We start from the raw sequence: 25,603 nt of genomic DNA, 5'->3' as shown, positions 1-25,603 counted from the left end.
GTTACTATGAAATATAAAAATAAAGGTACAAAAGTCAGATTTTCGATAGCAATTTTAATGACACTCGCAATTGTTATTAATTATCTAGATAGAACGGTGATGTCAGCAGCAGCACCAACGATTTCTGCGGAATTACAGATATCACCAGAAATGATGGGGTGGATTATGTCTGCCTTTTTTCTTAGCTACGCACTTTGCCAGATACCAGCAGGATTTATTGCAGATAAATATGGACAAAGAAGAACATTGGCAGGGTCTGTATTATGGTGGTCATTAGCGACTGCAGCAACGGCATTAGCGAAAACACCATTGAGCTTTATCTCCACGCGTATCTTAATGGGAATGGGAGAGGCCGGTGCTTATCCGTGTAATAGCGGTATTGCAGCAAAATGGTTTCCGGATAGAGAGCGCGGCAGGATCACCGCTTTATTTGATAGTGGCTCTAAGTTTGGTACTGCTTTTGCTATGCCATTAGTGGTGTGGATTATTGCAAAATGGGGCTGGGAAGCAGCATTTATTATTTGTGGAGCACTAGGTGTTATTTGGGTGTTTGCATGGCTTAAAGTTTATCATGACCCTGAACAACATCCCAAAATTAGTGCCGAAGAACTTGCTTATATTCGAGAAGGGCAAATTAAAAAAGAGGGTATCGATAACATTCAACCGATGAAATGGTACCAATTAATTCGCTATCGCAATGTTCAAGCAATGTGTATTGGTTTTTTCATGTTGGATTATGCAATCTATTTCTTTATTACTTGGTTTCCTGCTTATTTAATGATGGAGCGCGGAATGAGTCTTGAAGAAATGGGATTTGCTGCAATGCTTCCGCCATTATGTGGTATTGCTGGCCAATGGCTGGGCGGCTGGGTCACCGACTATTTATTTATCAAATATAATAATGTCAGTCTTGCTCGTAAAATTCCTATTGTGGGAGGAATGTTAATTGCCACGAGTATCGCATTCTCAGGCTTAGTTGAATCAGTGACATTAATGATGACATTATTATGTTTATCTTACGCAGCACTTGCATTTGCCGCATCTGCCATTTGGTCTTTACCAGGCGATGTTGCACCACGCAATATGACTTCAGTGTTAGGTGGTATGCAAAGTGCTGTATCTAACTGCGGTGGAATATTAGGTCCGATAGTGACTGGGTATATTATTGCAGCAACCGGATCATTTATATGGGCATTAATTGTTTCAGGAATTGCATGTGCTATTGGCGCATTGGTTTATTTAATTATGTTAAGAGACATTAAGCCAATTGTTCCCAACGAACAAAATGAAGAACAAGTACATTAAAATAAATAACCGCAGAACAAAACGTTGGATTTTAAATAATGTTTATTTTCGATAAGACTATAAATGCGAAAAATATTTCGCCTGGAACATTACGAAAAATATTTTTTGGTAGTGAAAACATGATGATAGCAAAGGTATCATTAACTACAGGAACAATAGGTGAACTTCACGAACATCCACACGAACAGATGAGTTATATCGTATCTGGCTCATTTAATTACCGTGTTGGTTTAATAGAAAATAGAGTCAATAGTGGTGATGTTATTTATATTCCATCTAATGAAAAGCATCAGTGTGAGTGTTTAGAAAGTGGTGAGATATTAGATATATTTGTCCCAATGAGAAAGGATTTTCTCATCGATAACTAATCTATTTTTACATTATCAAGCGGCAACATTTGTTAGCCGCTTTTCTTTATTTATTGCCTAGGGTACTTCAACAAATAGAAGGAATTAATGATAGATGCCAAAGCACTGTTGGTAAAGGAAAGTGGCCAAGTGACGCATGTTTTCTTAACGTGAAGACGATTTAGTAAAGTGAGTGAGTCTTTGGCTAGCAAGGAAGATGAAGGGGGGATCATATGTACTTGGAATTAATTCATATGGTAGTGATATTGGTGCCCACACTCTATTTAACATAATATGCATTATGCGAATCTAGGTATGAAATGAAGAAATCCAGCGATCTGACTGGTTAATCGTGTTGGTTCTTTTGAGCCTCGTCATAGTCATTCATGAGCCTTGTTACTTCATGTAATTGTATGTGTGGGTTTTTGATTCCTTGTCCATGAAAACGTGTTTCAGGTAATCCAACGCCAAGAAGTTTATTATTGCTTAAACACGCATTGTTATAATCAATCCAGACAATCTTAGCCATTTTCAAAAATGATTTCTCACTAATCTAAATAGCCTTCATTAATTTATTCCCTATACATTATCGCGGAAAGATCCTTTCATCTTCGACTATTAAACTATTGAGTTGCTATTAGATCGAACAATTAAAATCTTGTCAATCAGTGGCGCAAGCGCGGTTTCGTGGAACTTAATAAGCCCCCATTGTATCGGCGAATTGGCATTTGATTTTCTTTGAAAAATCAGTGTATCGGCTTACATGTCTAACGACATAAAAATTTAAAAATTTGATTTAAGAATGCCTAATATGTTACTATTCTGTCCACATAAAACAACTTAGGTTATTGAAATAAATGTCTAATATAATTTATTTAAAACTCACAGGTGAAAAACAAGGTTTAATTTCAAGAGGCTGTGGGACTGAAGATTCTATAGGAAATAAATTTCAATTAAATCATCAAGATGAAATATTTATTACTCAGTATTCTGAATCAACATCGCGTATGCAAAATATGACTCACCATCCTATTGATTTTATTAAGATGATTGATAAATCAACCCCACTGCTTTTAGTGGCAAACTCTAATAATGAAAAACTTCAATTAGAATTGAGTATTTATAAAACGACAACAAATGGAACCATGGAAAAGTATTTAGTTGTTAAAATTAATGAAGCCTACATTATCAATCGAAATGTTAGAATACCTCATTCAATCAATAGCAATGATATGCAACCAGAAGAATTGTTTTCAATTATATATAGGGATATTACATATAATCATATAACTGCAGGAACTTCAGGTTATAGTATTTGTGAACAAAATATTTAAAAACAATAGGTTTTTATCATTGTTAAATTTTTAAAAGATAAAAACCTACTGTTTAAATTCTTTCTTTTATTTTATTATAAATGGCATTTTTTAGAATAAAAACACCAATAAAGGAAATTAGAAAGATAATTAATGTAACTCCCGCACTTTCAACCCCCAGATCTTTAAGGAAAAAATATACAGTTCCTGATATAGCAGCTGAAATAAATAAATTCACCCAAATAAATAGCTCTAAGAAAATTAACCCTAAGATACCACTAAGAAAATCCCGCATGTTATTTCCCTACTCTAGCATTATTAATTAATTCATTAAAAGCCAAGTATAAATTATCTAAAACCAGCTTATTATCCCCAGAGGAGACTAAAGTTAATATTTTTTCAAAGAATGGTTCGGCAAAATAATATAACATATTAATGTTTTTTCCTTTTAACTTATTAAAAACAATCGGATGGTTCCTATACAGCTTTCTGGATGAGGTGGACATTTTTTCAACAATACCATACCCAGATAGAACTAAAATAGGGGTACCTAAGGAACCTCTAATGACTGCTGCTTTAGATAAATTATTTAGAATGATAATTGCAATAAGATTAGATAGTGTATACACCAATATATCTTTAACTAGCATTTTTGCTGAAAATTTTTCTAGTATATTCTGTGGGCTTTGATAATTAAAATAAGGACTAAAATTTGTTGCATTATTTATAAACCCTGATAAAGATGAATGTAACTTGCTTCTAAAATAATTTTTTATTTCCTGTGATATGGTTTTATCTTCAATCAATCCATTGTCCATCAAAGCTTTTAATATGACTTCTAATTTCTCATTGGATGAAATATCAATAATTGAATTAAAAATAGTTGATACTAAATCAAATATTACATCATGGTATTTAAATGGAGACGTTACAATTCTATATAAAATTATTAATATTTGTAACTCCTCTTCATTCATTGTCTGTCTTAGAGCTGTTCTTAACGGAATTAAATTATGTTCAAAATAGCGAGAGTGAAAAGGATTTAATTTAGATGGATTTATAGAAAACTCTCTTAACGATGCTCTACTTACTCCTTGATATATGTCATTTACAACGCTTGCTCCTAATTCTGCCGCATCATCAGTAAGCTGCATCCATTGTTCAGTATTTTTAGAACGATATATCCACCCTTCATCAAAATCTTCCATTGCCATTTTCATTCCCTTTTGATTCAAATTATATTTTGATTGTTAATGCATTATAAATTTCACTTAGGTGATATGCAATCAAAAATCCATGAGCAATATCCGCCCCCCGCTGACGTAATGAATGGACACCATTTGCGGAGTGAATGCCCTAATGTCATTAATTGCAATAACCAATGAATTTACGGAACTATTTTTAAAAGTGACTTTAAGCTTTATCTGTTATCAACAGATATAAAAATGCAATACCATGCACTTAACTCAATTTTATACCAATAACTGGTTCTTGGAGCTCAACGATGACGATACCGGTTCGATTAGCAAGTGGCCTGCTGGTTGCTTCACTATTTCATTCTCATTATGTTTTTGCTGAAACCCTATTAAATCAACCTGTCGAAATTAGCCATGCAACTGTATTCTTACGTGGCGCCGAATTAGATAATACCGTGACGCTGTCACTTAATAAAGGGGCGAGCTCGGTCATCCTCACCAATATTGCAAGTAATGTTGACCCACGTACGCTATCGATTAATCTTGAACAGGATGATGTGGTTATTCGTTCTATTAATATCCAAAATATAGCAACAGAAGCTAATTATCCAATGGCGATTGTTGAACTTTTGGAACAGAAAAAACAACTAAGTCAGCAGATAGAAACATTGAATATTGCAATTAATGTGGGTGAAGAACAATTAAGTTTATTGAAAGATCACCGCTTTTTTGGGGAAAATACAGCGCAAACACTCGAAGAATCAGCCCAGAAATTAAATTTTATTCGTCAGCAGATGTCTAATATTTTACAAGAGCAACAAAAACATCAGCTGGAACTAGTTGAGTTAGAAGAAAAGTCTGTGTTGTTGCAGGCGAAAATTGATGAAAATATGCCCTCTTCAATTGGCAAGCAAACTCAAATTGTCTTGTCTATTGATGCACAAAAACCGCTGACAACAGAGTTGCAAATTTCTTATTTAACACCCGATGCGGCTTGGTCTCCAAGTTACGATATCCGCAGTCTGAATTCGCAATCCCCTCTTGTTTTAACGTACAAAGCGGACATAGTACAAAATACAGGCATTGATTGGGATAAAGTTAACTTAACACTTTCAACGATTAATCCGTCTAAAAATATCACGCCTTCTGTTTTACAGCCTTGGCGCTTGTCCGTTTATGATAATAACGCTCAAATAGCGCGTCAGGTTCGAATGAAAATGCCTGCAGCGCCAATGGCAATGTATGAAGAAAGTAGCGTCAGTGAGAAGAAACAAACAATCAATTCAGGTATTTCAGACTTTGTCACAACATCTAGCAACGGTATCAATTTAAATTATCAAATCGCCCTGCCTTATTCATTAAAAAGTGCTATCAAGCCGAATACGCTCACCATCAAACAACAAGCACTTGATGTGAAATACAAATATACCGCCACGCCAAAATTGGCTGAGGAAGTATTCTTACAAGCGGATATTGACAATTGGCAATCACTTAATCTATTGAATGGAAACGCTAATATATATTATGGGAACACTTATATAGGCAATTTTATGATCAATGCGAATCAATTGGTTGACACATTGAGGGTCCCCTTTGGCGTTGATAAGAGTATTCAAATTTCTCGTGAACCAAATGAAAAAATAAAGAAAAAACCGAGTTTTATAGGGTCGACTATTCAACAAACAGAAAGTTACTTGGTCAAAGTAAAAAACACACATACGAAACCCATTGAATTGACTGTTTATGACCAGATCCCAGTGAGTGAGGATAGCGATATAAAAGTGTCTGCCATAGAGGATAAAAATGCGGTCACCAATAAAAGCACGGGAGAAATAACATGGGATATTGCCTTAGAGCCGAATGAAGAAAAGCAAATTTCATTTAGTTATACGTTGAGCTATCCAAAAGATAAACAGATATTAGGGTTGTAACAATCTTTGTAGTTCTTTTTCGATGGCGTTAGAATAACCCCCACACTAACACGACAATTATAACTATGAGGTTTCCATGATTATTTTAGTAACAGGTGCTTCTTCCGGTTTTGGTGAATCAATTGCCCGTAGATTTATCAAACATAATTACGCCGTTATTGGAACAGGACGTAGAACCGAGCGTTTAGAGGCTCTCCATCAAGAGTTAGGTGATAAATTTTACCCGTTAACATTGGATATCCAAGATAGAACAGCCATCCAAGATGCTATTGCAAATTTACCTGCACACCTCAAAAATATTGATGTTTTAGTGAATAATGCCGGTTTGGCCTTAGGCTTAGAACCGGCATTTGATGCCAATCCTGACGATTGGGATGTGATGATTAATACAAATACCAAAGGTTTAGTTAATATGACCTACGAGGTATTGCAAGGTATGGTGGCGAATAATCACGGTCATATTATTAATATTGGTTCGACTGCGGCGAGCTGGCCTTACAAAGGCGGTAATGTTTATGGTGCAACCAAGGCCTTTGTAAAACAGTTTTCACTTGGCTTACGTGCTGATTTACAAGGAAAAAAAATTCGAGTTACCGATATCGAGCCGGGCCTCGTTGGTGGAACAGAGTTTTCAAATATTCGCTTTAAAGGGGATGACGACAAAGCAGCTAGCACTTATCAGGGCGCAGATGCTCTGACCCCTGAAGATATTGCAGAAACAGTCTATTGGGTTGCCACTCTACCGGCTCACATGAATGTAAATACATTAGAATTGATGCCTGTTTGCCAAACTTTTGCGGGTTTAACCGTATATAAACAACTTTAATTTTTAGTACTATTCTATAAGACGTACTAACGTACTTTTAGCTATACTGAGATTATCGGTCCTATTCAGTAAGGAATTTACATGAGTTCACATAAAATGTTGAAAACTGGCTTAACGGCAATATGTTTCTGTCTCCCTTTACTTTGGGCTACATCATCTTCCGCTGCACCATCAACGACATCATGTACTGCAGGCAGTACGTGTGTTTCAGTAGGTCAAGGTGATGACTCTCTTAATAAAGAGCAAGCGCGCCAAGAAAAGGAACAATGGGATGATACCCGTATGTTGCGCAAGAAGGTTAATACTCGTACCGAAAAAGAGTTTGATAAAGTAGATCAGGCTTTTGATGCAAAAGATAAATGCGAGAAAAGTCTCAATCTGAATGCTTACTGGGAACCGAGCACTAAACGTTGCCTTGATGTAAGTAATGGCCGTCCAATTAGTAATCCATAACCTTATAGTAGGTTGTTTTATGGAGCTGTTGATCAAGGAGAGAATATGAAAAAGAAATTATTATTACCCTTATTCGCACTAGCGCTAGCGCCAGCTTTGGCGCAGGCTTCATGTGAAAGCGTGATTGAGGAAATCAAACAAAAGATTATCAATAATGGTGTTCCTGCAGATAACTTTAGTTTGGTTGCAGTGCCTAATGATGAAGTCGATGCGTCTAAAGGCCAAGTTGTTGGTCACTGCCAAAATGATTCTTATAAAATCATTTATACCCGTCATTAATTATAAATTATAAGTAAAAAAACAGGGCGCTACTCATGATGGCGCCCTATTTCTTGATTTAAAACTCAATTAGTTAGGAATAGCAATAAGTTCTTGCAGCTTATCTGTATTAAGGTAATGACCTAACTCTTTTTCTTCTGGCCTTAATAAATACGGGATCTCCCCAATTAATGGAGCTTTAATATGGTGTTGTAACCGTTCAATGATTTGTGCGTAGTGCGCCAATCCTGGATTGATGCGGTTTGCCACCCAACCGATTAATGGTAGACCATCAGCTCGAATTGCATCCGCTGTTAGTAATGCGTGATTAACACAACCATGTTGAATGCCGACGACTAAGATCACACCGACAGGCTGACCTTTTAACCAGTCCGCATAAAAAGTATTATCATCAAGTAGATAGCGCCATCCCCCATTACCTTCGATAACAACCATGTCACATTGATGATGTAAATGGTCCAGGCCATGCTTTATTTTATTAAAATCAATACTATTTTCATGGCTGTAATTGTCTGTAATACGCACAGGGTTAACTTCATCATAAGAAACAAGGTCTTGAGACACACTGTGGATGAGTAATGCATCTTTATTTCTGATTCCTTCAGGGGTATCAATGCATTGATCTGCAATAGGCTTGTAGCCCACGGCTTTAATTCCTTGGTTATTTAGTGCTTGCAAGATGGCAAGCGTCGATACTGTCTTCCCGACATCTGTATCTGTCCCGGTAACAAATAGATTGATCATGGTCTTTTTCTATCCTGAAGTGACAGACTTATACAGCAATAAGCTGCAAAAATGATATGGATTCAGTTTATTGGAATGGGTAAGTGAGAAGTTTGCGTTAGCTCAATTTTGTGTACGATAGTATAAATATTATCGAATTGTTTTAACCTTGTAATAGTTGTAGTAGCAGTGAACCATCATATAATGCTCTCTGTATTAATGATGTTTCACTCTCTTTTACTGTAAATAGAGATTTTTCTATCGATAAATTGGATGAATACAGAGGAACTGCGTATTTATTTATATGGTCATGTAAACATTTTAAAAACAGCTCAGAACCTTGATTCAAAGGTGAATTGACTAAAATTAACTCACTACCAAATAAATTCACCATCAGTGCTAATGGTTTAGCTAATTGCTGGGCAACTTGATTAATAAGGTAAACACAAAGTCTGTCGTTTAAGGTTGCTCCAGTGCAAATTTTTTCAATTGAAATGTCGTGCTGATGCAAAAAAGAATCAGGGTAGTTTATTAGGAAATTATTAGCTTGCTGCAATATTGCAGGAATGGATGTTTGGGTTTCTAAACAGTCGTTGTTACCGCAATAGCAAAAGCTATGTTGGTCTGTCTCACATTGGGTATGGCCAAACAAAATAGGTCGACGGGTATTCGTATCTAAGGCTATTCCATGGTTTAACACCATAATATTAACAACATCTTGTAGCTGTATGTAAATGATGTTTTTTGCTTTTCTTTTCTCCTGATGAGAAAAGTGGTCCATTAACGCCAACGCATCCACTGGCGGATGTAAATAGGTGGGTAAACCCGTTTGCTTGGTAAGGTGCTCTGCAATGGCCAATTGATGGATTTTAAAAGAAGGATGCTGATAAATAACACCGGTATGGGGATCTAAAATACCATCAATAAGAATGCTAATGGCGGTGACTCTTTCTAATATGTTTTGATGATTAGCAAAAAATTGACTAATTAATTCAGAAAGTGAATCCATAAATTCGCTATTCCCTAGCGGTGTAAATGGATATTCTGTTTGCGCTAAGGTAACCGCATTAATTTCTTTCAGGGAAATGGTAAGTTTCTGCTCTTCAATACGGATCGCTAGAAATTGCCACCCTTCACTTTCAATCACTAACCCTATCGCTGGACGTCCACGTAAACCGAGTACGGGAAACTCTAATTCTTTGATTAAGTGGGCATCCATAAGCTCGCGTGTAATTTTAGTGATACTTGCAGGCGCAAGCTGTGCTTGTTTTGACAAGGCAATACGCGAAATTGGACCATGTTGATCAATGATACGATATACAATCCCCGTATTTAATTGTTTTATTTGGTCAATATGGCCTGTTTGATTCACCATGGTAATAATTCAATTCCTTTATAAAGCAATGAGTTATTATGCCTTAATCTGTGTATGAATGATTTCGTTTGCATTGAAAGTGTGAGCTTACTCACTTTTGTTGACCAACAATATTGGCCATCAAAAGATTTGTTAATTTTTTGGCGACAGCAGGTAATGCTCTACGCGTATTGTAGACTAACCAGACTTCAGATGAAGCATTAATATTTGTGAGTTTTAAGTATTTCACACCATCAATTTTCATACGTGTGAATGATTCTGTAATCACTGAGATCCCCATACCTGCGGCAACTAGTCCCAAGATAGTCATTGCTTCCCCTGCTTCTTGAGAAATGGTCGGTACTACTCCCGCAGATGTTAATAATTGGTTTATTTCATCATATAACGCAGTACCGACATCACGTTCAAAGAAAATAAAGGGGTAATCAGCAAGCTGTTGAATATCGACACCAACATCAATAAATTCTAATAATGGGTGTCCTTCATAGACAGCGACCATAAATGGTTCTTTAAATAATAGCTGGTAATCCAATTGTTCTGGTAATACCGTATTTCTCATAATGCCGAAATCAATTCGTCCCGTAATTAAGGGCGCTATCTGTTGTTTCGTATTCATTTGGTGCATATGAATAGACACTTCAGGGTATGTTTCCCGATATTGCCGTAAACTCATTGTGACCTTGTGCATAAACGGCGTAGTTGAAGTAAATCCAATGGACAACTCCCCAAGTTCGCCTTTTTCCATGCGAGCCGCTTTTGTCGCAGCCGCATCGACTTGCGCTAAAATTTGATATGCCTCTTTTAAAAACATCGTACCTGCAGGTGTTAAGGCAACATTTCGGTTATTCCTTTCTAACAATTTTGCATTGATTTTCTCTTCAAGTATTTGTATTTGCTGGCTTAATGGGGGCTGTGAAATATGTAAACGTTCAGCAGCCCTGCCAAAATGGAGTTCTTCAGCGACAGCAATAAAGTATCGCAAGTGCCTAAGTTCTATACTCATCGTTTTCTCAATATCATTGATATGTTTAAAATATCATTATTAATAATTAATATATTAGACAAAAAACTATAAAGTTTCTATTCTTTGATCGAAATCAAACGTGTTGGTATGACAAGGAAAATACATGGAACACTCACAGAATAGCCTTACATCTGAGCAACCTAATGAAGGAATAAGGACACCCCAACAGGGAAATACCACACCAAAAAAACATTACATACAAAGAGATGATGCGCTGTATTTACGTGTGACTTTATCTTTTTTTACGGTGGGTTTTGCCACATTCGCATTACTGTATTTTGTGCAGCCAATTTTGCCTATGTTGTCAGAGGATTTTAATATTTCCCCTGCAACTGCAAGCTTATCATTATCACTGAGTACTGGATTAATGGCATTAGGTTTATTGATTACCGGGCCAATTTCAGATGCAATAGGTCGAAAAAATGTGATGGTGATTGCATTGACCTGTGCTGCATTATTTACGCTACTTAGTTCCGTGATGCAGAGCTGGCAAGGGATCTTAATTGCGAGAGCATTAGTTGGTTTATCGTTAAGTGGTGTTGCTGCGGTTGCAATGACCTATTTAAGCGAAGAGATCCATCCAAGCTATGTTGCTCTATCCATGGGCTTGTATATTAGTGGTAACTCACTGGGCGGAATGAGCGGCCGTTTGGTAACGGGCGTGATCGCTGATTTTTATTCATGGCGTGTTGCTGTTATCATTCTAGGTTCATTAGCCTTGGTTGCCGCTATTGGTTTTTGGCGATTACTGCCCCCTTCTCAACATTTTCGTGCGAGTTCTTTAAAACCTAAAAATCTATGGGTTAATTTGCATCTACACTTTAGAGATAAAGGCTTGCCTTTTCTATTTATTGAAGGCTTTGTTTTGATGGGTGGCTTTGTCACCATGTATAACTACATCGGGTATCGTTTACTTGAAGCCCCTTATTCGTTTTCTCAATCTACAGTTGGGTTGTTATCTGTCATTTATTTAACAGGAACTTACAGTGCAACTAAAACAGGAAGCCTAATTCACAAATATGGACTTGGACAAGTACTCATAGCGTCTATTACCATGATGTTAGTTGGTATTTTAGTCACATTACATTCAAATGTTTGGTTAATTCTGCTTGGAATGACCATGCTGACAACGGGCTTTTTTGCAGCGCACTCTGTAGCAAGTAGCTGGGTGGGACGTAGAGCTAAACGAGCGCGTGGACAAGCATCTTCCTTGTATTTATTTAGTTATTACGCAGGGTCCAGTATTGCAGGTACAGTGGGTGGCTTATTTTGGCAACACTTCGGCTGGAATGGAGTCGCTCTATTCATCGCTGGAATATTATTTATCGGTATTATCATTGCTTATCGTTTGAAATCTATTTGTTATAACCAATAGATTAGGAACTAATAAAGCTTAAACTACCACACCTTCTCGTTATTAGTGGATGATAAAAATGTCTATTAATAACGAGGAAACCCAATGAAATCATTTTTATTAGCACCGTTACTTTTTTGTTGTAGTTTTTTGGTTTGGTCCCATGGCTATGTCGAATCTCCTGAAAGTCGTTCATATTATTGTAAACAAGGTCTAAATACTCACTGCGGGCCTGTGCAATACGAGCCTCAATCGATTGAAGGCCAAAAAGGCTTCCCCCAATACGGTCCCGCTGATGGCAAAATTGCCAGTGCCGGTATTGCTGCATTTTCTCCTTTAGATACTCAAACCGACAACCGCTGGAAGCGAGTTATTTTAAATTCACCTAATGTTAAATTTAAGTGGCGTATTACCGCGAGACATAAAACGACAAAATGGGAATACTTCATAACTAAGCCAGACTGGCAGCCAAATGCCCTATTATCTCGCGATCAATTTACGCTAACGCCATTTTGTCAATTTGAACGAGTAGAATTCCCAAAAGAGATAGTGGAGCACCATTGCGTATTGCCGAAAAGCCAAAAAGGTTATCATGTCATTTTAGCCATTTGGACGATAGATGATACGGTAAATGCGTTTTATCAAGTCATTGATACACAAATAAATTAGTGTAAAAAGACATCGTATATCAGAGAAGGACAAGTGCTAAACTACCCCATTTGTCCTTTTTAGCTTTAATTTATTATTGATAAGCGCAAGAGTTAATGGTAATTATAGTTTATCACCCATATGGATGTTGTAACTAAATGACGATAAAACAAGACTTAATTGAGACGTTTAATGAATTGGAGTCACAAATAAACCAATTCAGCCTCTTACTATTGGAACAATCAAAACAGGTTCCATTTACCGCCCATGTATTTCAGTTACCTTCTGTTATTAAAGGCGAGGAAAACAATGAAATAGAACAAATTTCAGTACAAACACTCGTGAGTCATGATGCAATAAGCGAAACAATAAAGTTAATTAACTTGCTATTTTTACAGAATAAACCTGAAGAAATTAGCAATAAAGCCGCTATCCGCTTACCCGGTGTGATATGTCTGCAAACTAATTTGCAGACATATCGTAACTTTAATTCGTTAATAGCAAAGATCAATGAGTTAAAGATGCATATAAAGGCAATCGTTACACAAGTGAATGAACCTCATCGATTCGAATTTATCCGTGACAGTTTGCATGGACTGCTGACATTAAATACCTATCGCACCCTCACCTCATTAGTTGATGTCGATACGATTAATTTTGGCTGGGCTAATAAAAAAGTTATCAATAAAGTCACAAAAGAAGCAATGCTAGACCGCTTACAAACAAGCTTAGAAAGTGGCCGCTGCCCTCTTCATTTACCCAAAGAGCACTGGCGCTTACAATTGGAAAATGAAATTCGCTTAATTGACTCCCTACCTTACAATGCGGTTTTAAAAACTCAACGGCCTGTCAAAGTTCAGCCAATCGCTCGTGTGTGGGATAAAGAACAACAGAAACAAACCCAGTTTGCTTGTGCGACGCCTTTATTTGTTTTTGCGCTCGAAAAAACAGTATCAGAAATTAAAGTCGGAGAACTGCCCGATTACCATGCAGGACAGATTGCTCTTCGTAATCGACCAAAAGCAAAACAGGTTGAATTATTAATTCCGCGATTAAATTTGTATATTGAACGCTAAAAAAACACCCATCTGTAAAACAGTATGGGTGTTATATGTCGCTAGTTTAGCTAGCTTAAGATTTCATGCTGCCAACCATATCTTCTGGACGAACCCAATCATTGAACTGTTCTTCCGTTAAATAGTTTAGTTTCAATGCAGATTCTTTCAATGTCAGCCCTTCTTTATGCGCTTTTTTAGCAATTTCTGCCGCTTTATCGTACCCAATATGGGTATTTAAAGCCGTTACTAACATTAATGATTCATGAAGTAATTTTTCAATGCGCTCACGATTTGGTTCAATTCCAATCGCACAGTGCTCATTAAAGCTACGCATACCATCCGCTAACAAGCGAACAGATTGCAGGAAGTTATCAATTAACATTGGGCGGAATACATTCAGCTCAAAATTACCTGATGCCCCACCAATGTTCACAGCAACATCGTTACCCATCACTTGAGCACATAACATTGTCAGTGCTTCACACTGTGTTGGGTTAACTTTACCTGGCATAATTGAACTGCCTGGCTCATTTTCTGGGATAGAGATTTCACCAATACCACAACGAGGACCAGATGCTAACCACCTAACATCATTCGCAATTTTCATTAGAGAAGCAGCTAAACCTTTTAAAGCACCGTGTGCGTGTACAAGGCTATCGCAGGTTGCTAATGCTTCAAATTTGTTCGGCGCTGTAATGAATGGCTGGCCGGTTAATTCTGCGATTTTTTTCGCAACACGTACAGCATACTCTGGATGCGTATTTAAACCGGTCCCCACTGCAGTACCACCTAACGCTAATTCACACACATGAGGGACAGAATTTTCAATGTGTTTTTCACTATTCGCTAACATTGCAGCCCAACCTGAAATTTCTTGGCCAAGCGTCAGCGGAGTTGCATCTTGTAAATGGGTACGACCGATTTTAACAATATCTTTAAATTCTTTCGCTTTTGCGTCTAATGTTTGATGCAATGTTTTCAGTTCAGGAAGAAGATGCTCGCGGATTGCGACGACCGCAGCAACGTGCATTGCCGTTGGGAAAACATCATTTGAACTTTGACTTTTATTCACATCATCATTAGGGTGAATAAGGCGATCATTACCACGTTGGCCACCGAGAATTTCGCTACCACGGTTAGCTAAAACCTCGTTCATGTTCATGTTACTTTGCGTACCAGAACCTGTTTGCCAAATAGCGAGAGGAAATTCCGTTGGATGTTTGCCCGCTAAGACTTCGTCAGCGGCAGCAATGATTGCATCACCGCGCTCTTTGGCTAATAATCCAAGATCCATATTGACACTAGCAGCGGCTTTTTTTGTGATAGCGAGTGCGTGAATTAACGCAACAGGCATTTTTTCTACAGATATACGGAAATGTTCTAAAGAACGCTGCGTTTGCGCGCCCCACAAGTGGTCAGCAGGTACTTCAATAGGTCCCATTGAGTCTTTTTCAATGCGAGTGGCTGCCATTACTATCTCCTTAGGTACATACACAGAATAATTGATTTTAGAATCATCTGCTTGCAGGTAAGCAAATAACCGAGCAGTATAATGCCACAAATTGGATTTCATTTATGAGACTTGGTCGAGCTTATTGTATTGTAGTGGAAATGAAATCAGTTGATTTTTATGAAAAAGAGAATTTTGCTATGCTGAAAATGATAAATAAAGTCCAAAACTATGACTGGGGCAGTAAAACGGCCCTGACTAAGTTATATGGGATTTCAAACCCCGATAACTTACCAATGGCTGAACTTTGGATGGGGGCTCATCCAAAAGCAAGCTCGGAAGTTCTCGATATGGAAAAAAATCAAAGTATTCCACTTAATGTCTTAATTGATAGCGATCCTGAAGCTTATTTAGGTCAACATGTTGCAAAGACGTATCATCGTTTACCTTATTTATTCAAAGTGCTATGTGCAGCTCAACCGTTGTCTGTTCAGGTGCATCCAAACAAAACTTATGCTGAAGTTGGTTTCGCCAAAGAAAATTCAGCAGGGATCCCTTTAGATTCCCCAATACGTAATTATAAGGATGATAACCACAAACCTGAATTGATCTTCGCATTAACACCTTTTAAAGCGATGAATGCCTTTCGCCCACTCAATGAAATTGCTCAGCTTCTGGATTTTGTTTCTGCTGCCCATCCTGATATTCAGTTATTTGTTCAGGACCCCACTGAAGAAAAATTATCACGTTTATTTGCACAAATTCTTAACCTAACGGGTGAACAAAAAGATTTAGCGCTTGGTGTATTGAAAGCTGCATTGAACAGCCGACAAGGTGAACCATGGAACTCAATAAAGCAAATGGTTAGCTTGTATCCTGAAGATAACGGGTTATTTACCCCTCTTCTTCTTAATATCGTTGAACTAGAACCTGGTGAAGCGATGTTTTTATATGCTAGAACGCCACATGCTTATCTAGAAGGTGTCGGGTTAGAGGTTATGGCAAATTCAGATAATGTACTGCGTGCAGGGTTAACAAATAAGCATATAGATATTCCAGAATTGATTGCGAATATTGACTTTAAGCCTACGTTTGCAAAGGATTTATTGAACACCCCCGAAAAATCTGGAAATATCTGGAAATATAATATTCCAGTAGAAGATTTCGCATTTAATATATATTCTATAGACCACTCGGAAGTTGCACTATCTAACAATAGCGCCTCGATTTTGTTCTGTATTGACGGCCAGTTAGTTTTGCATTCAGGTAATGATGAAATATGCATTAATTCAGGTGAATCTGTTTTTTTACCGGCTTATGAGAAAAGCATAACCATTAATGGCAGTGGTAAACTAGCCCGAGTATTTAACAAATAGTGTCATATTCTGTATTTAACCGTCTTCAATGTATGAAGATGGTTATTTAAAACTTTTATAAATTTATAAGTACGGCAATAACGTACTGAAAGGATGGATGTTTATAATGAAAAAGTCATTAGTCGCGGTTGGTGTTATTGTTGCTCTTGGTGCCGTGTGGACCGGAGCTTCATGGTATACAGGTTCTAAAGTAAAAGATGAACTTGATCGAGTAATCCTCAAAACCAACGATTTTTTTGCTGTAAATGTGCCTGAGTCAGGTTTGAACTTTAAAGTAGAAAATTATGAAAAAGGCGTATTTTCATCTACAGCAGATATTGTAATCACCTCTGCGGACTCAGTATCACCAGACGACTCTATTGTATTCAAAACGAATATTGATCATGGTCCATTCCCATTATCACAAGTTGCTAAGTTTAATTTATTACCTAAATTAGCAGCGACACAAATTGAATTAGCTAACAACGCAACAACAAAAGAGTTGTTTGAAGCGACTAAAGGCAAACCTTTTGTTCATGGTTCCGCTGTTATTGGCTATAGCAAAAGTATTGATACCAGTTTAGAGCTGATCCCTGTTGAATATCAGAAAGATGATGTTTCATTATCATTCAGTGGTTCTAAGTTTGATGTTTCAACAACTGCGGACCTTGCTGCTGTTGATGCGACTTTAGTGACGGATAATTTAGTTATTGGTAAAAAAGATAATTCTGAATCTATGACATTAAAAGGCTTGAAATTAGTCTCTAATGTTGAAAAATCACAATATGGCTTCTATACAGGTACCCAGTCATTTGTTATTGCAGACACAGATTTCAATATTCCTGAAACGAAATTCTCTTTTAAAGATTTCAAGATTTCCAGTGATACGTCTATTACCGGCGAAGATGCAAAAGGGAATATTTCATATAGTATCAATGACCTAAAAGCATTAGAACAGAATTTGGGTTCGGGTGAACTGACTGTTGCTATTGAGAAATTAGATGCTAAAGCGTTAGGTAAATTCGTTGAGCAATATAACGAAGCTCTAGCGCAAGGTTTAGCTAGCGGAGATCCTACTGAAGCAACAGAGCGTTTAGCGATGGAGATGATGTCTACAACATTGCCTGAGCTAATGAAAAGCAAGCCTGTATTTACGGTTAGCCCTTTCTACTGGAAAAATGAAGCGGGCCAAAGCTCAGTTGACTTAAATATTACATTCAATAAATGGAACCAAGATGAAATGACTGCGTTAGCAATGTCTAACAAAGTTGATGAAGCTATTAAACAACTCATTACGTCTTTTGATTTCAATTTAAAACTGAATAAACCAATGATGATCGAATCAATGACTCAAGCCATGATTTTAGATCAAGGTGTACCCGTTGATGCAGAAGCTAAAAAAGAAATGAAAGGCATGATCACCTCTGAGTTTGAAGGTGTTCAGCAAATGCTGACTTCAGATATGTTCTCTTCGCCATTTGAAGAAATGTTTATGACTGATGAAGAACGTGCTGAAAAAGCTAAGCAGAAAAAATCACCATGGATGATTGATAGTGAAAATGATTTAACTATGACTATCAAATTTGCAGGTAATGACCTGACATTCAATAATGACAAATATACCTTAGCTGAGTTCCTCACTAAGATGAAAATGATGTCTAGCCCAGAAGATGCATTAGAATATGAAGCTGTACCTGCTCCAGACGCAGAGCCAGCACCAGAAATGGAAGTTGAGCCTGAGTTAGCTCCACAAGAAGCACCAGCTAACTAATTTACTCAATACCATCTAGTGACGAAAGCCAGTTAATATTAGCTGGCTTTTTTATTACATCATGAAATTAACGTGATTCAAATCACAATATAAATGTAATAATTGATTTCGTTTCACATTTTTCGTGATTCAAGATTGCCTTTAATGAAATAAAAGTCAAAATAAGGATAGAAAATAGATAAAGGATCATTCCGTGATTAATACACATTTACCTTTAACCGATTTACACCGCCACCTCGATGGCAATATCCGTCCAGAAACAATTCTCTCCTTAGCGGAGCAACACCATATTCAATTACCTGCGACAGAGATTGAAGCATTGCGCCCTCATGTTCAAATTATAGGGCAAGAAGCTGACTTAGTGGGTTTCTTAGCAAAACTCGATTGGGGGGTTGCTGTTTTAGCAGATTTAGATGCCTGTCGCCGTGTGGCGTATGAAAATGTTGAAGATGCCTTTAATGCAGGTATCGATTACGCAGAGCTACGTTTCTCTCCATACTATATGGCCATGAAACACCAGCTACCTGTAGAAGGTGTCGTTGAAGCTATTATTGATGGCGTGCGTGCTGGATGCCAACAATTCGATATTAAAATTAATTTAATTGGTATTTTGAGCCGTACTTTTGGCCAACAAGCCTGTACCACTGAACTACAAGGTTTATTAGCACATCGGAACCATTTATGTGCCTTAGATTTAGCTGGAGATGAGCTCGGCTTCCCTGGGGAACTATTTGAGGCACATTTTATTAAGGCTAGGGATACTGGATTAAATATTACGGTGCACGCAGGTGAAGCCGCTGGAGCGAACAGTATTTGGCATGCTATCAATGTATTAGGTGCACAACGCATTGGTCATGGCGTTAAGGCAATAGAAGACCCTGCTTTAATTGAGTATTTAGTAAAGCATCAAATAGGTATGGAAAGCTGTTTAACCTCGAATATTCAAACAAGTACGGTACCTTCCCTTGCGCAACATCCGTTAAAAACCTTTTTACAACAAGGTGTAGTGGCCTCAATTAATACAGATGACCCGGCAGTTCAAGGAATTGAGTTGCGTCATGAATATGAAGTGGCTGCCCCACAAGCCGGTTTAACTGCTGCAGAGATAGAACAAGCGCAACGTAATGGTCTGAGTATGGCATTTTTATCCGATAGCGAGAAAAAAGCACTTTCACAGAAAGCCGCAACGCGTTAATTCAAATCTATTAAGGGCACTTGTATGAAGCGCCCTTTTGAATTTTCAAATCACTTTCTATATCCTGCATTTTATATTTCTACACACAGCTCTCTCGCGACTATTGAGCTTACTGAATCTCATGTATAGACACAGTAGTTAATTTAAGGACTATCAACCTCTTCAGTATGTTGTAACTAAAAGAGCATGGCCAATAAATAACTCTCAGAACACGAGGAGAAAATCCCCCTCGACCTTAGATACTTATTTCGTCGATAACCGTTTGGCATAGCGCTGAGCAAGTACAGCACTGACCATCAGTTGTATTTGGTGGAAAATCATCAATGGCAATAAAATAACCCCCACTGTCGCAGCAGGAAACAACACATTCGCCATTGGGACTCCATTAGCTAAACTCTTTTTCGAACCACAAAACACAATGGTAATTTCATCTTCTTTGCTAAAACCTAACAACCGTGCAGCCAACGTATTAAATACAATAATAATAAATAAGATAACGCAAGTGACAACCACAATCATAAATAGTGAAAATGCGTCTATTTTCTGCCAAATCCCCTCTACCACCGCTTCACTGAATGCCACATAAACCACTAACAATATTGAAGACCGGTCAGTCATATTAACTAATTTACGATTACGGTTTATCCAATTGGCGATCAGCGGCCGAGATAAATGCCCCACAATAAATGGCAGCATCAATTGCATCAGAATGGAGCCTATCGCATTAAGCGTATCCATGGCTTGGCTGCCATCAGCATCCATCAATAAGCCCACTAAGATTGGTGAAAGAAAAACACCAAGAATACTCGATGCTGATGCACTACAAATAGCTGCAGCAATATTTCCTCCCGCTACCGATGTGAATGCAATGGCTGACTGTACAGTTGCAGGTAAAGCACATAGGTATAAAAAGCCCATATATACAGTGGGTGACATCCATTTCGGAACAATCACGGCAAGCCCTAGGCCTACGATAGGAAATACAATGAATGTACTCGCAAAAACCAAGAGATGTAGGCGCCAGTGCCCTATCCCCGCCATGATTGATTCACGAGATAATTTAGCCCCATGCATAAAGAACAATAATGCAATTGCAGCCGTCGTTAAATATTGAAACGCCGTTTTTATATCGCCTTCACAAGGAAAAAGACTGGCTAGAATGACAACGCCAATCATGATAAGTAAAAATGGGTCTATTCTCAATTTAGCTAGCAAATTCATTCGATTATCCATAATAAAAGCCAGTTATATTAACTGGCCTTATAGTGAGTATTTAGACATTAAAATATAGCTTCAATTGTCCGTTTTTCTTTTGCCGAACGTATACCTGCTTCAATAAGTTTCATAATATCTATCGCTTCGCTCGGAGTGACTGGGTTTGGTTTACCATGGCGAATCGCATCATATATCCCTTGATAGTAACCACTATAATTACCCAGTTGGTTTGGCCACGGTTGTGTTATAAGCTCATCACCTTGTGACAGCGTCACATTACCCATGTTGGTATCAATTCCCCAATCAGCCCCTTCTGGCCGTTGGCCGCTCTTTAAGCAATCTTCTTGGGTATCTAACCCATATTTAACATAGCTACCATTCATGCCGTGAATAACATATATCGGCGTTGGTGCAGCGGCTAATGTTGTTGCATGCAATACCACTTTTTTATCGGCATACTGCAAAACAGCATGAAAGTAATCCACTGCCTGTGCATTAGGGCGGATCATAGCAAGATCAACGTTGATCCCTTCTGGCCGACCAAAATATTGCAAGACTTGGTCTAACAAATGTGGTCCTAAGTCGTACCAAATACCGGCTCCGGGTATATCGGCTTCACGCCAACGCTGTCTAACTATCGGCCGGTAACGGTCAAAATGGGATTCATAGTATTTAATATCCCCTAGCTTACCTTCTTCTAAGATTTTTTTAACAGTTAAAAAACCTGAATCCCATCGACGGTTATGATAAACCGACAGTAATTTTCCAGCTTGCTCCGCTTGTTGTTTTAATTGTTCAGCTTGTGAGACATCTAACGTAAAGGGTTTATCAACAACCACATGTTTTCCAGCTGCCAATGCCGCTTGTGCAAGGGGGAAGTGAGTATCATTAGGTGTAGGAATGACAACTAATTCGATATCTTTATCCGCAAAAACAGCTTCTGGAGATGCAGCAACATGAATATTTGGCCAATCAGCCTTAACCTTATTGGGGTCACTGCTAGAAATCGTTGTTAAATCATACCCTTCTAATATACCAAGGAAAGGTGCATGAAATGTTTTGCTTGCATAGCCATATCCGATGATCGCGACTTTAATTGGTTTAGACATTTAGACCTCATACAACGATAAACACAAGTGGAGATAAAAAGTACCATCAGAAGGAATGAAATGGCAAATAAATCTATGATAGGATTGTAAATTATCCAGCGATTTTTGCCAAAATGGGTTTTATTAATTATGACTTCAGTTTATGACGCTAACCGCATCACTGGCTGGCTATTAGTTCCAGCAATCTATTTGTTGTTAACCTTTTTAGCTGTTTGCAGTATGACGGTTATGTATTGCATTAAATTTTATGAGATTGTCACGACTGTTGACCATTGGACACGTTTTATTCCAGTCGCTTGGTATTTGTCATTCGCTATTGCTATTGGGATGACAATTTTCAGTATCCATGTGCTGCAATTAATGTTTTCTCGTTCAAAACATTTCCCTCGCCGTTTTATTATTTGGCTGCTTATTTTATTATTATTGGGTATAAAAACCTTTGCATTTTCACCTATTGATGATGAAACCGCTTTGCAAGTCTTGGCATGGCCTCTAATTGGTGCGGGTTTCTTTGTTCCTTATTTCAAGCGTTCCCAACGTGTAAAAATGACTTTCACACAAGATCGATAAGCATCATATAAATTGCTTGATATCATAATGATAGTTTAACTGGCTACGGTCAGTTTTTGTTCTTTTTTCATTTCAGGCAATAGCATGACTGATTATTTATTACTCTTTGTTGGAACAGTGTTGGTTAACAACTTCGTCCTCGTTAAATTCCTTGGCTTATGCCCTTTTATGGGCGTCTCAAAAAAACTCGAACCGGCCATTGGGATGGGCTTAGCAACGACGTTTGTTATGACATTAGCGTCAATCAGTTCTTGGTTGATTGACACACTTATCCTCATTCCTCTCGACCTCATCTATTTGCGGACGCTAAGTTTTATTTTAGCGATTGCTGTCGTTGTACAGTTCACTGAAATGGTGGTCAGGAAAACGAGCCCAACGCTCTACCGTTTACTCGGTATTTTTCTGCCTTTAATTACCACCAACTGTGCAGTTCTTGGTGTTGCCTTATTAAATATTAATATGTCTCATACTTTTATGCAGTCTGCCGTATACGGTTTTGGCGCTGCTGTGGGTTTCTCATTAGTGATGGTTTTATTTGCCGCTATTCGCGAACGTTTAGCTGTTGCCAATGTTCCCGCCCCATTTAAGGGCTCGTCAATTGGCTTAATTACCGCTGGCTTGATGTCTCTCGCGTTTATGGGCTTTAGTGGTTTGGTGAAATTCTAATGATGTCTGTATGGATTGCTATCGGTATATTAGCCGTTTTTGGCCTTATTTTCGGGCTGATGTTAGGATATGCCTCATTACGCTTCAAAGTTGAAGCTGACCCGATTGTCGAACAAGTTGAAGCGATATTGCCTCAAAGCCAGTGCGGTCAATGCAGTTACCCTGGTTGCCGTCCTTACGCTGAAGCGGTTGCCAATAATGGGGAAATGATCAACAAATGCGCCCCAGGTGGCGAACAGGTCATGCTGAAAATCGCTGAATTGCTTAATGTCGACCCTCAACCCATTGATGGCGATGAAGCAGCGCAAAACCCCGTCCGTAAAGTGGCTATTATCGATGAAGAAAACTGCATTGGTTGTACTAAATGTATCCAAGCCTGCCCTGTTGATGCCATCGTGGGTGCAACCCGCGCCATGCACACTGTGATTGAAGACTTGTGCACCGGCTGTGACTTATGCGTCGCCCCTTGCCCTACCGATTGTATTGAGCTTGTTCCTGTGAAAACCACCACAGCCAATTGGAAATGGGATTTAAACACCATCCCTGTAAAAAATATTAGTGTTGAACCCAATGAACAGCCTGTGACTAAAGCAAGAGGTGAAACTCATGCTTAAGCTCTTTAATTGGTTGAAAAAAGATAATATCTGGGATTTCAAAGGTGGGATCCATCCGCCTGAAATGAAGCTACAATCTAGCCAGACACCGATGCGTATTGCATCAGTGCCCGATGAGTTGTTTATTCCATTACAACAACATTTGGGCCCTGAGGGAGAACTCATTGTTCAGGTTGGTGACTCAGTATTAAAAGGCCAGCCATTGACTAAAGGGCTTGGGCGTACTGTACCTGTTCATGCATCAACTTCAGGGGTGATCACTGCAATTGAACCTATGGTAACGGCACACCCTTCTGGCTTAAAAGAATTGTGTGTGCGTATTGCAGCCGATGGCCAAGATACATGGTGTACTTTGTCCCCAGAGCCTAATTACGTTCAACTAACCCGTGCTGAATTACTGCAAAAAATTGAACAAGCTGGGATAGCTGGCCTCGGTGGTGCAGGTTTCCCAACCGCATCAAAATTGGCCGGGGGGCAAGATGCGATTAAAACATTAATCATTAATGCAGCTGAATGTGAGCCTTATATCACAGCTGATGATAGGTTAATGCAAGAACATGCACAGGAAGTCATTGAAGGCTGTCGTGTTTTACAGCATTTATTGAACCCCGACCAAATATTAATTGGTATTGAAGATAATAAACCTGAGGCTATTCAGGCTCTCAAAGATGCGATCACGCCACAAGATAAACAGGTATTCATCAGGGTTATACCAACTAAATATCCATCTGGTGGTGCTAAACAGCTGACAAAAATTTTAACCGGAAAAGAAGTGCCGTCTGGTGCGCGTTCTTCACAAATTGGTGTGTTGATGCAAAACGTCGGTACTGTGGTCGCCATTAAACGCGCGGTTGTTGATGGCCAGCCATTGATTGAACGAGTGGTAACTGTCACCGGAGAAGCAATCAGCAAACCGGGTAATTTTTGGACTCGTTTAGGGACCCCAGTTAAACATCTATTACAGCAATCCGGTTTTAATCCAGAGCCAGAACAAATGGTGATTATGGGGGGGCCTTTAATGGGCTTTACCCTACCCGACCTGAATGTCCCTGTCGTAAAAATTTGTAACTGTTTACTGGTCCCCACAATGGAAGAAATGGGACCTAAAACACTAGAAGAAGCGTGTATTCGTTGTGGGTTATGTGTCGATGCCTGCCCAGCCGCGTTACTTCCTCAGCAACTTTATTGGTTCAGTAAAGGGGATGAACACGAAAAAGCGCAAAAACATAATTTATTTGACTGCATAGAGTGCGGTGCATGTGCTTATGTATGCCCAAGTAATATTCCGTTAGTGCAATATTATCGCCAAGAAAAAGCGGAAATTCGTGAAATTGCTCAAGAAGAGCGCCGAGCTGCTGAAGCTAAATTACGTTTTGAAGCAAAACAGTTGCGTATGGAACGTGATAAACAAGCACGAGAAGAACGCCATAAAAAAGCCGCGGTACAAGTTGATAGCGCGGATAAAGATGCAGTTAATGCAGCCTTGGCTCGAGTTAAAACCAAACAAGCAGCCACCGCGGAGCCCATTAAGATTATTTCTGGTGAACTGCCAGACAATAGTGCGATGATTGCTGCTCGCGAAGCCCGTAAAGCTCAAGCTCGTGCAAAAAAAGCTGAAAAACTGGCTAATGCACAAACAGAACCCGTTGACACAGCGGCCTCGGGTGATCCTCGTAAAGATGCTGTCGCAGCCGCCATTGCACGTGCGAAAGCCAAAAAAGCGGCGCAAGCGCAACCAGCAACTGAGCCAGTTGCTGAAGCAGTCACTGATGCAGAGGCTGACCCACGCAAAGCGGCTGTCGCAGCCGCCATTGCGCGTGCGAAAG

Annotated in this window: 26 protein-coding genes; 17 read left to right on the top strand and 9 right to left on the bottom strand. The window is 38.7% G+C overall.

Annotation, left to right across the window (positions count from 1 at the left end):
* The first annotated feature begins 6 nt into the window (after positions 1-6).
* Together PSF42_RS06555 and PSF42_RS06550 are read left to right on the top strand one after the other, a co-directional pair.
* Positions 7-1,305 (top strand): MFS transporter, encoded by a 1,299-nt coding sequence (locus PSF42_RS06555; RefSeq protein WP_213912708.1) that lies wholly within the window; start codon positions 7-9, stop codon positions 1,303-1,305.
* A 38-nt stretch (positions 1,306-1,343) separates the two neighbouring features.
* Complete coding sequence (locus PSF42_RS06550; protein ID WP_213912707.1) at positions 1,344-1,673, top strand: cupin domain-containing protein; 330 nt, start codon at positions 1,344-1,346, stop codon at positions 1,671-1,673.
* A gap of 325 nt (positions 1,674-1,998) precedes the next feature.
* On the opposite strand, the gene PSF42_RS06545 is transcribed toward PSF42_RS06550, so the two are convergent.
* Entirely contained in the window at positions 1,999-2,181 is a 183-nt protein-coding gene (locus tag PSF42_RS06545; RefSeq protein ID WP_272679662.1) for a hypothetical protein, read from the bottom strand.
* Between the two features lie 328 nt (positions 2,182-2,509).
* Between PSF42_RS06545 and PSF42_RS06540 the strand changes: the two genes are divergently transcribed.
* Complete coding sequence (locus PSF42_RS06540; RefSeq protein ID WP_272679661.1) at positions 2,510-2,986, top strand: Hcp family type VI secretion system effector; 477 nt, start codon at positions 2,510-2,512, stop codon at positions 2,984-2,986.
* 52 nt (positions 2,987-3,038) lie between these two features.
* On the opposite strand, the gene PSF42_RS06535 is transcribed toward PSF42_RS06540, so the two are convergent.
* Together PSF42_RS06535 and PSF42_RS06530 are read right to left on the bottom strand one after the other, a co-directional pair.
* The gene (locus PSF42_RS06535) at positions 3,039-3,260 is read right to left on the bottom strand and encodes a hypothetical protein (RefSeq protein WP_272679660.1); all 222 of its coding nucleotides are present in this window, start codon (positions 3,258-3,260) and stop codon (positions 3,039-3,041) included.
* 1 nt (position 3,261) lies between these two features.
* Complete coding sequence (locus PSF42_RS06530) at positions 3,262-4,179, bottom strand: hypothetical protein (protein ID WP_272679659.1); 918 nt, start codon at positions 4,177-4,179, stop codon at positions 3,262-3,264.
* 290 nt (positions 4,180-4,469) lie between these two features.
* Between PSF42_RS06530 and PSF42_RS06525 the strand changes: the two genes are divergently transcribed.
* The 4 genes from PSF42_RS06525 to PSF42_RS06510 all read left to right on the top strand — a co-directional run bounded on the left by PSF42_RS06525 (position 4,470) and on the right by PSF42_RS06510 (position 7,650).
* Positions 4,470-6,092 (top strand): DUF4139 domain-containing protein, encoded by a 1,623-nt coding sequence (locus PSF42_RS06525; protein ID WP_272679658.1) that lies wholly within the window; start codon positions 4,470-4,472, stop codon positions 6,090-6,092.
* Between the two features lie 76 nt (positions 6,093-6,168).
* On the top strand, positions 6,169-6,918 hold the full coding sequence (ydfG, locus tag PSF42_RS06520) for a bifunctional NADP-dependent 3-hydroxy acid dehydrogenase/3-hydroxypropionate dehydrogenase YdfG (protein WP_272679657.1): 750 nt from the start codon (positions 6,169-6,171) through the stop codon (positions 6,916-6,918).
* 81 nt (positions 6,919-6,999) lie between these two features.
* Positions 7,000-7,371, top strand: coding sequence for a DUF1283 family protein (locus tag PSF42_RS06515; RefSeq protein WP_272679656.1), 372 nt, complete (start codon positions 7,000-7,002; stop codon positions 7,369-7,371).
* A gap of 45 nt (positions 7,372-7,416) precedes the next feature.
* Positions 7,417-7,650 (top strand): DUF1161 domain-containing protein, encoded by a 234-nt coding sequence (locus PSF42_RS06510; RefSeq protein WP_125893206.1) that lies wholly within the window; start codon positions 7,417-7,419, stop codon positions 7,648-7,650.
* A 69-nt stretch (positions 7,651-7,719) separates the two neighbouring features.
* On the opposite strand, the gene bioD is transcribed toward PSF42_RS06510, so the two are convergent.
* From bioD to PSF42_RS06495, 3 genes are all read right to left on the bottom strand, one after another.
* A complete protein-coding gene (gene bioD / locus PSF42_RS06505; RefSeq protein ID WP_125893205.1) occupies positions 7,720-8,394 on the bottom strand; it encodes a dethiobiotin synthase in 675 nt (224 codons plus the stop codon).
* Positions 8,395-8,536: 142 nt separating this feature from the next.
* Complete coding sequence (locus PSF42_RS06500) at positions 8,537-9,748, bottom strand: ROK family protein (RefSeq protein WP_272679655.1); 1,212 nt, start codon at positions 9,746-9,748, stop codon at positions 8,537-8,539.
* A gap of 91 nt (positions 9,749-9,839) precedes the next feature.
* Positions 9,840-10,751 carry a LysR family transcriptional regulator gene (locus PSF42_RS06495; protein WP_125893201.1) on the bottom strand — a complete coding sequence of 304 codons (912 nt, stop codon included), beginning with the start codon at positions 10,749-10,751 and terminating at the stop codon, positions 9,840-9,842.
* A gap of 124 nt (positions 10,752-10,875) precedes the next feature.
* On the opposite strand from PSF42_RS06495, the gene PSF42_RS06490 reads away from it, so the two are divergent.
* From PSF42_RS06490 to tus, 3 genes are all read left to right on the top strand, one after another.
* Complete coding sequence (locus PSF42_RS06490; protein WP_125893199.1) at positions 10,876-12,147, top strand: MFS transporter; 1,272 nt, start codon at positions 10,876-10,878, stop codon at positions 12,145-12,147.
* A gap of 84 nt (positions 12,148-12,231) precedes the next feature.
* On the top strand, positions 12,232-12,795 hold the full coding sequence (locus tag PSF42_RS06485; protein WP_248466562.1) for a lytic polysaccharide monooxygenase: 564 nt from the start codon (positions 12,232-12,234) through the stop codon (positions 12,793-12,795).
* 137 nt (positions 12,796-12,932) lie between these two features.
* Positions 12,933-13,850: a DNA replication terminus site-binding protein gene (tus, locus tag PSF42_RS06480; protein ID WP_272679654.1), complete on the top strand. Its 918-nt coding sequence runs from the start codon at positions 12,933-12,935 to the stop codon at positions 13,848-13,850.
* A 55-nt stretch (positions 13,851-13,905) separates the two neighbouring features.
* Here tus and fumC read toward each other — a convergent pair whose 3' ends face one another.
* Positions 13,906-15,303 (bottom strand): class II fumarate hydratase, encoded by a 1,398-nt coding sequence (gene fumC, locus PSF42_RS06475; protein ID WP_125893193.1) that lies wholly within the window; start codon positions 15,301-15,303, stop codon positions 13,906-13,908.
* Positions 15,304-15,482: 179 nt separating this feature from the next.
* Between fumC and manA the strand changes: the two genes are divergently transcribed.
* The 3 genes from manA to add all read left to right on the top strand — a co-directional run bounded on the left by manA (position 15,483) and on the right by add (position 19,603).
* Entirely contained in the window at positions 15,483-16,658 is a 1,176-nt protein-coding gene (gene manA / locus PSF42_RS06470; RefSeq protein WP_272679754.1) for a mannose-6-phosphate isomerase, read from the top strand.
* Positions 16,659-16,764: 106 nt separating this feature from the next.
* Positions 16,765-18,408: a YdgA family protein gene (locus tag PSF42_RS06465; RefSeq protein WP_213912700.1), complete on the top strand. Its 1,644-nt coding sequence runs from the start codon at positions 16,765-16,767 to the stop codon at positions 18,406-18,408.
* 193 nt (positions 18,409-18,601) lie between these two features.
* Entirely contained in the window at positions 18,602-19,603 is a 1,002-nt protein-coding gene (gene add / locus PSF42_RS06460) for an adenosine deaminase (protein WP_213912699.1), read from the top strand.
* Between the two features lie 243 nt (positions 19,604-19,846).
* Here the strand turns inward: add and PSF42_RS06455 are convergent, their stop codons facing one another.
* Positions 19,847-20,824, bottom strand: a complete 978-nt coding sequence (locus tag PSF42_RS06455) for a bile acid:sodium symporter family protein (RefSeq protein ID WP_213912698.1) — start codon at positions 20,822-20,824, stop codon at positions 19,847-19,849.
* A gap of 59 nt (positions 20,825-20,883) precedes the next feature.
* Positions 20,884-21,927, bottom strand: a complete 1,044-nt coding sequence (locus PSF42_RS06450; RefSeq protein WP_272679653.1) for an oxidoreductase — start codon at positions 21,925-21,927, stop codon at positions 20,884-20,886.
* Positions 21,928-22,056: 129 nt separating this feature from the next.
* On the opposite strand from PSF42_RS06450, the gene PSF42_RS06445 reads away from it, so the two are divergent.
* The 4 genes from PSF42_RS06445 to rsxC form a co-directional block, all read left to right on the top strand.
* Positions 22,057-22,497, top strand: coding sequence for a DUF2569 domain-containing protein (locus PSF42_RS06445; RefSeq protein WP_125893183.1), 441 nt, complete (start codon positions 22,057-22,059; stop codon positions 22,495-22,497).
* A gap of 84 nt (positions 22,498-22,581) precedes the next feature.
* Positions 22,582-23,163, top strand: coding sequence for an electron transport complex subunit RsxA (gene rsxA / locus PSF42_RS06440; RefSeq protein WP_004910983.1), 582 nt, complete (start codon positions 22,582-22,584; stop codon positions 23,161-23,163).
* A complete protein-coding gene (gene rsxB, locus PSF42_RS06435) occupies positions 23,163-23,777 on the top strand; it encodes an electron transport complex subunit RsxB (RefSeq protein ID WP_125893181.1) in 615 nt (204 codons plus the stop codon). Before rsxA ends, rsxB begins: the two co-directional genes overlap by 1 nt.
* A partial coding sequence (gene rsxC, locus PSF42_RS06430; RefSeq protein WP_272679652.1) for an electron transport complex subunit RsxC occupies positions 23,770-25,603 on the top strand: 1,834 nt, incomplete at its 3' end. The genes rsxB and rsxC, both read left to right, overlap by 8 nt.

It is taken from the genome of Providencia sp. PROV032 (assembly GCF_028484875.1).
GTDB lineage: Bacteria > Pseudomonadota > Gammaproteobacteria > Enterobacterales > Enterobacteriaceae > Providencia > Providencia rettgeri_E.
The sequence above is the reverse complement of the archived record's forward strand: the minus strand, read 5'-3'. Positions and strand labels throughout refer to the sequence as shown.

Coding starts and splice junctions, on each gene's coding strand:
- PSF42_RS06555 (WP_213912708.1), top strand. CDS start 7: ATGAAATATAAAAATAAAGGTACAAAAGTCAGATTTTCGATAGCAATT.
- PSF42_RS06550 (WP_213912707.1), top strand. CDS start 1,344: ATGTTTATTTTCGATAAGACTATAAATGCGAAAAATATTTCGCCTGGA.
- PSF42_RS06545 (WP_272679662.1), bottom strand. CDS start 2,181: ATGGCTAAGATTGTCTGGATTGATTATAACAATGCGTGTTTAAGCAAT.
- PSF42_RS06540 (WP_272679661.1), top strand. CDS start 2,510: ATGTCTAATATAATTTATTTAAAACTCACAGGTGAAAAACAAGGTTTA.
- PSF42_RS06535 (WP_272679660.1), bottom strand. CDS start 3,260: ATGCGGGATTTTCTTAGTGGTATCTTAGGGTTAATTTTCTTAGAGCTA.
- PSF42_RS06530 (WP_272679659.1), bottom strand. CDS start 4,179: ATGGCAATGGAAGATTTTGATGAAGGGTGGATATATCGTTCTAAAAAT.
- PSF42_RS06525 (WP_272679658.1), top strand. CDS start 4,470: ATGACGATACCGGTTCGATTAGCAAGTGGCCTGCTGGTTGCTTCACTA.
- ydfG (WP_272679657.1), top strand. CDS start 6,169: ATGATTATTTTAGTAACAGGTGCTTCTTCCGGTTTTGGTGAATCAATT.
- PSF42_RS06515 (WP_272679656.1), top strand. CDS start 7,000: ATGAGTTCACATAAAATGTTGAAAACTGGCTTAACGGCAATATGTTTC.
- PSF42_RS06510 (WP_125893206.1), top strand. CDS start 7,417: ATGAAAAAGAAATTATTATTACCCTTATTCGCACTAGCGCTAGCGCCA.
- bioD (WP_125893205.1), bottom strand. CDS start 8,394: ATGATCAATCTATTTGTTACCGGGACAGATACAGATGTCGGGAAGACA.
- PSF42_RS06500 (WP_272679655.1), bottom strand. CDS start 9,748: ATGGTGAATCAAACAGGCCATATTGACCAAATAAAACAATTAAATACG.
- PSF42_RS06495 (WP_125893201.1), bottom strand. CDS start 10,751: ATGAGTATAGAACTTAGGCACTTGCGATACTTTATTGCTGTCGCTGAA.
- PSF42_RS06490 (WP_125893199.1), top strand. CDS start 10,876: ATGGAACACTCACAGAATAGCCTTACATCTGAGCAACCTAATGAAGGA.
- PSF42_RS06485 (WP_248466562.1), top strand. CDS start 12,232: ATGAAATCATTTTTATTAGCACCGTTACTTTTTTGTTGTAGTTTTTTG.
- tus (WP_272679654.1), top strand. CDS start 12,933: ATGACGATAAAACAAGACTTAATTGAGACGTTTAATGAATTGGAGTCA.
- fumC (WP_125893193.1), bottom strand. CDS start 15,303: ATGGCAGCCACTCGCATTGAAAAAGACTCAATGGGACCTATTGAAGTA.
- manA (WP_272679754.1), top strand. CDS start 15,483: ATGCTGAAAATGATAAATAAAGTCCAAAACTATGACTGGGGCAGTAAA.
- PSF42_RS06465 (WP_213912700.1), top strand. CDS start 16,765: ATGAAAAAGTCATTAGTCGCGGTTGGTGTTATTGTTGCTCTTGGTGCC.
- PSF42_RS06455 (WP_213912698.1), bottom strand. CDS start 20,824: ATGAATTTGCTAGCTAAATTGAGAATAGACCCATTTTTACTTATCATG.
- PSF42_RS06450 (WP_272679653.1), bottom strand. CDS start 21,927: ATGTCTAAACCAATTAAAGTCGCGATCATCGGATATGGCTATGCAAGC.
- PSF42_RS06445 (WP_125893183.1), top strand. CDS start 22,057: ATGACTTCAGTTTATGACGCTAACCGCATCACTGGCTGGCTATTAGTT.
- rsxA (WP_004910983.1), top strand. CDS start 22,582: ATGACTGATTATTTATTACTCTTTGTTGGAACAGTGTTGGTTAACAAC.
- rsxB (WP_125893181.1), top strand. CDS start 23,163: ATGATGTCTGTATGGATTGCTATCGGTATATTAGCCGTTTTTGGCCTT.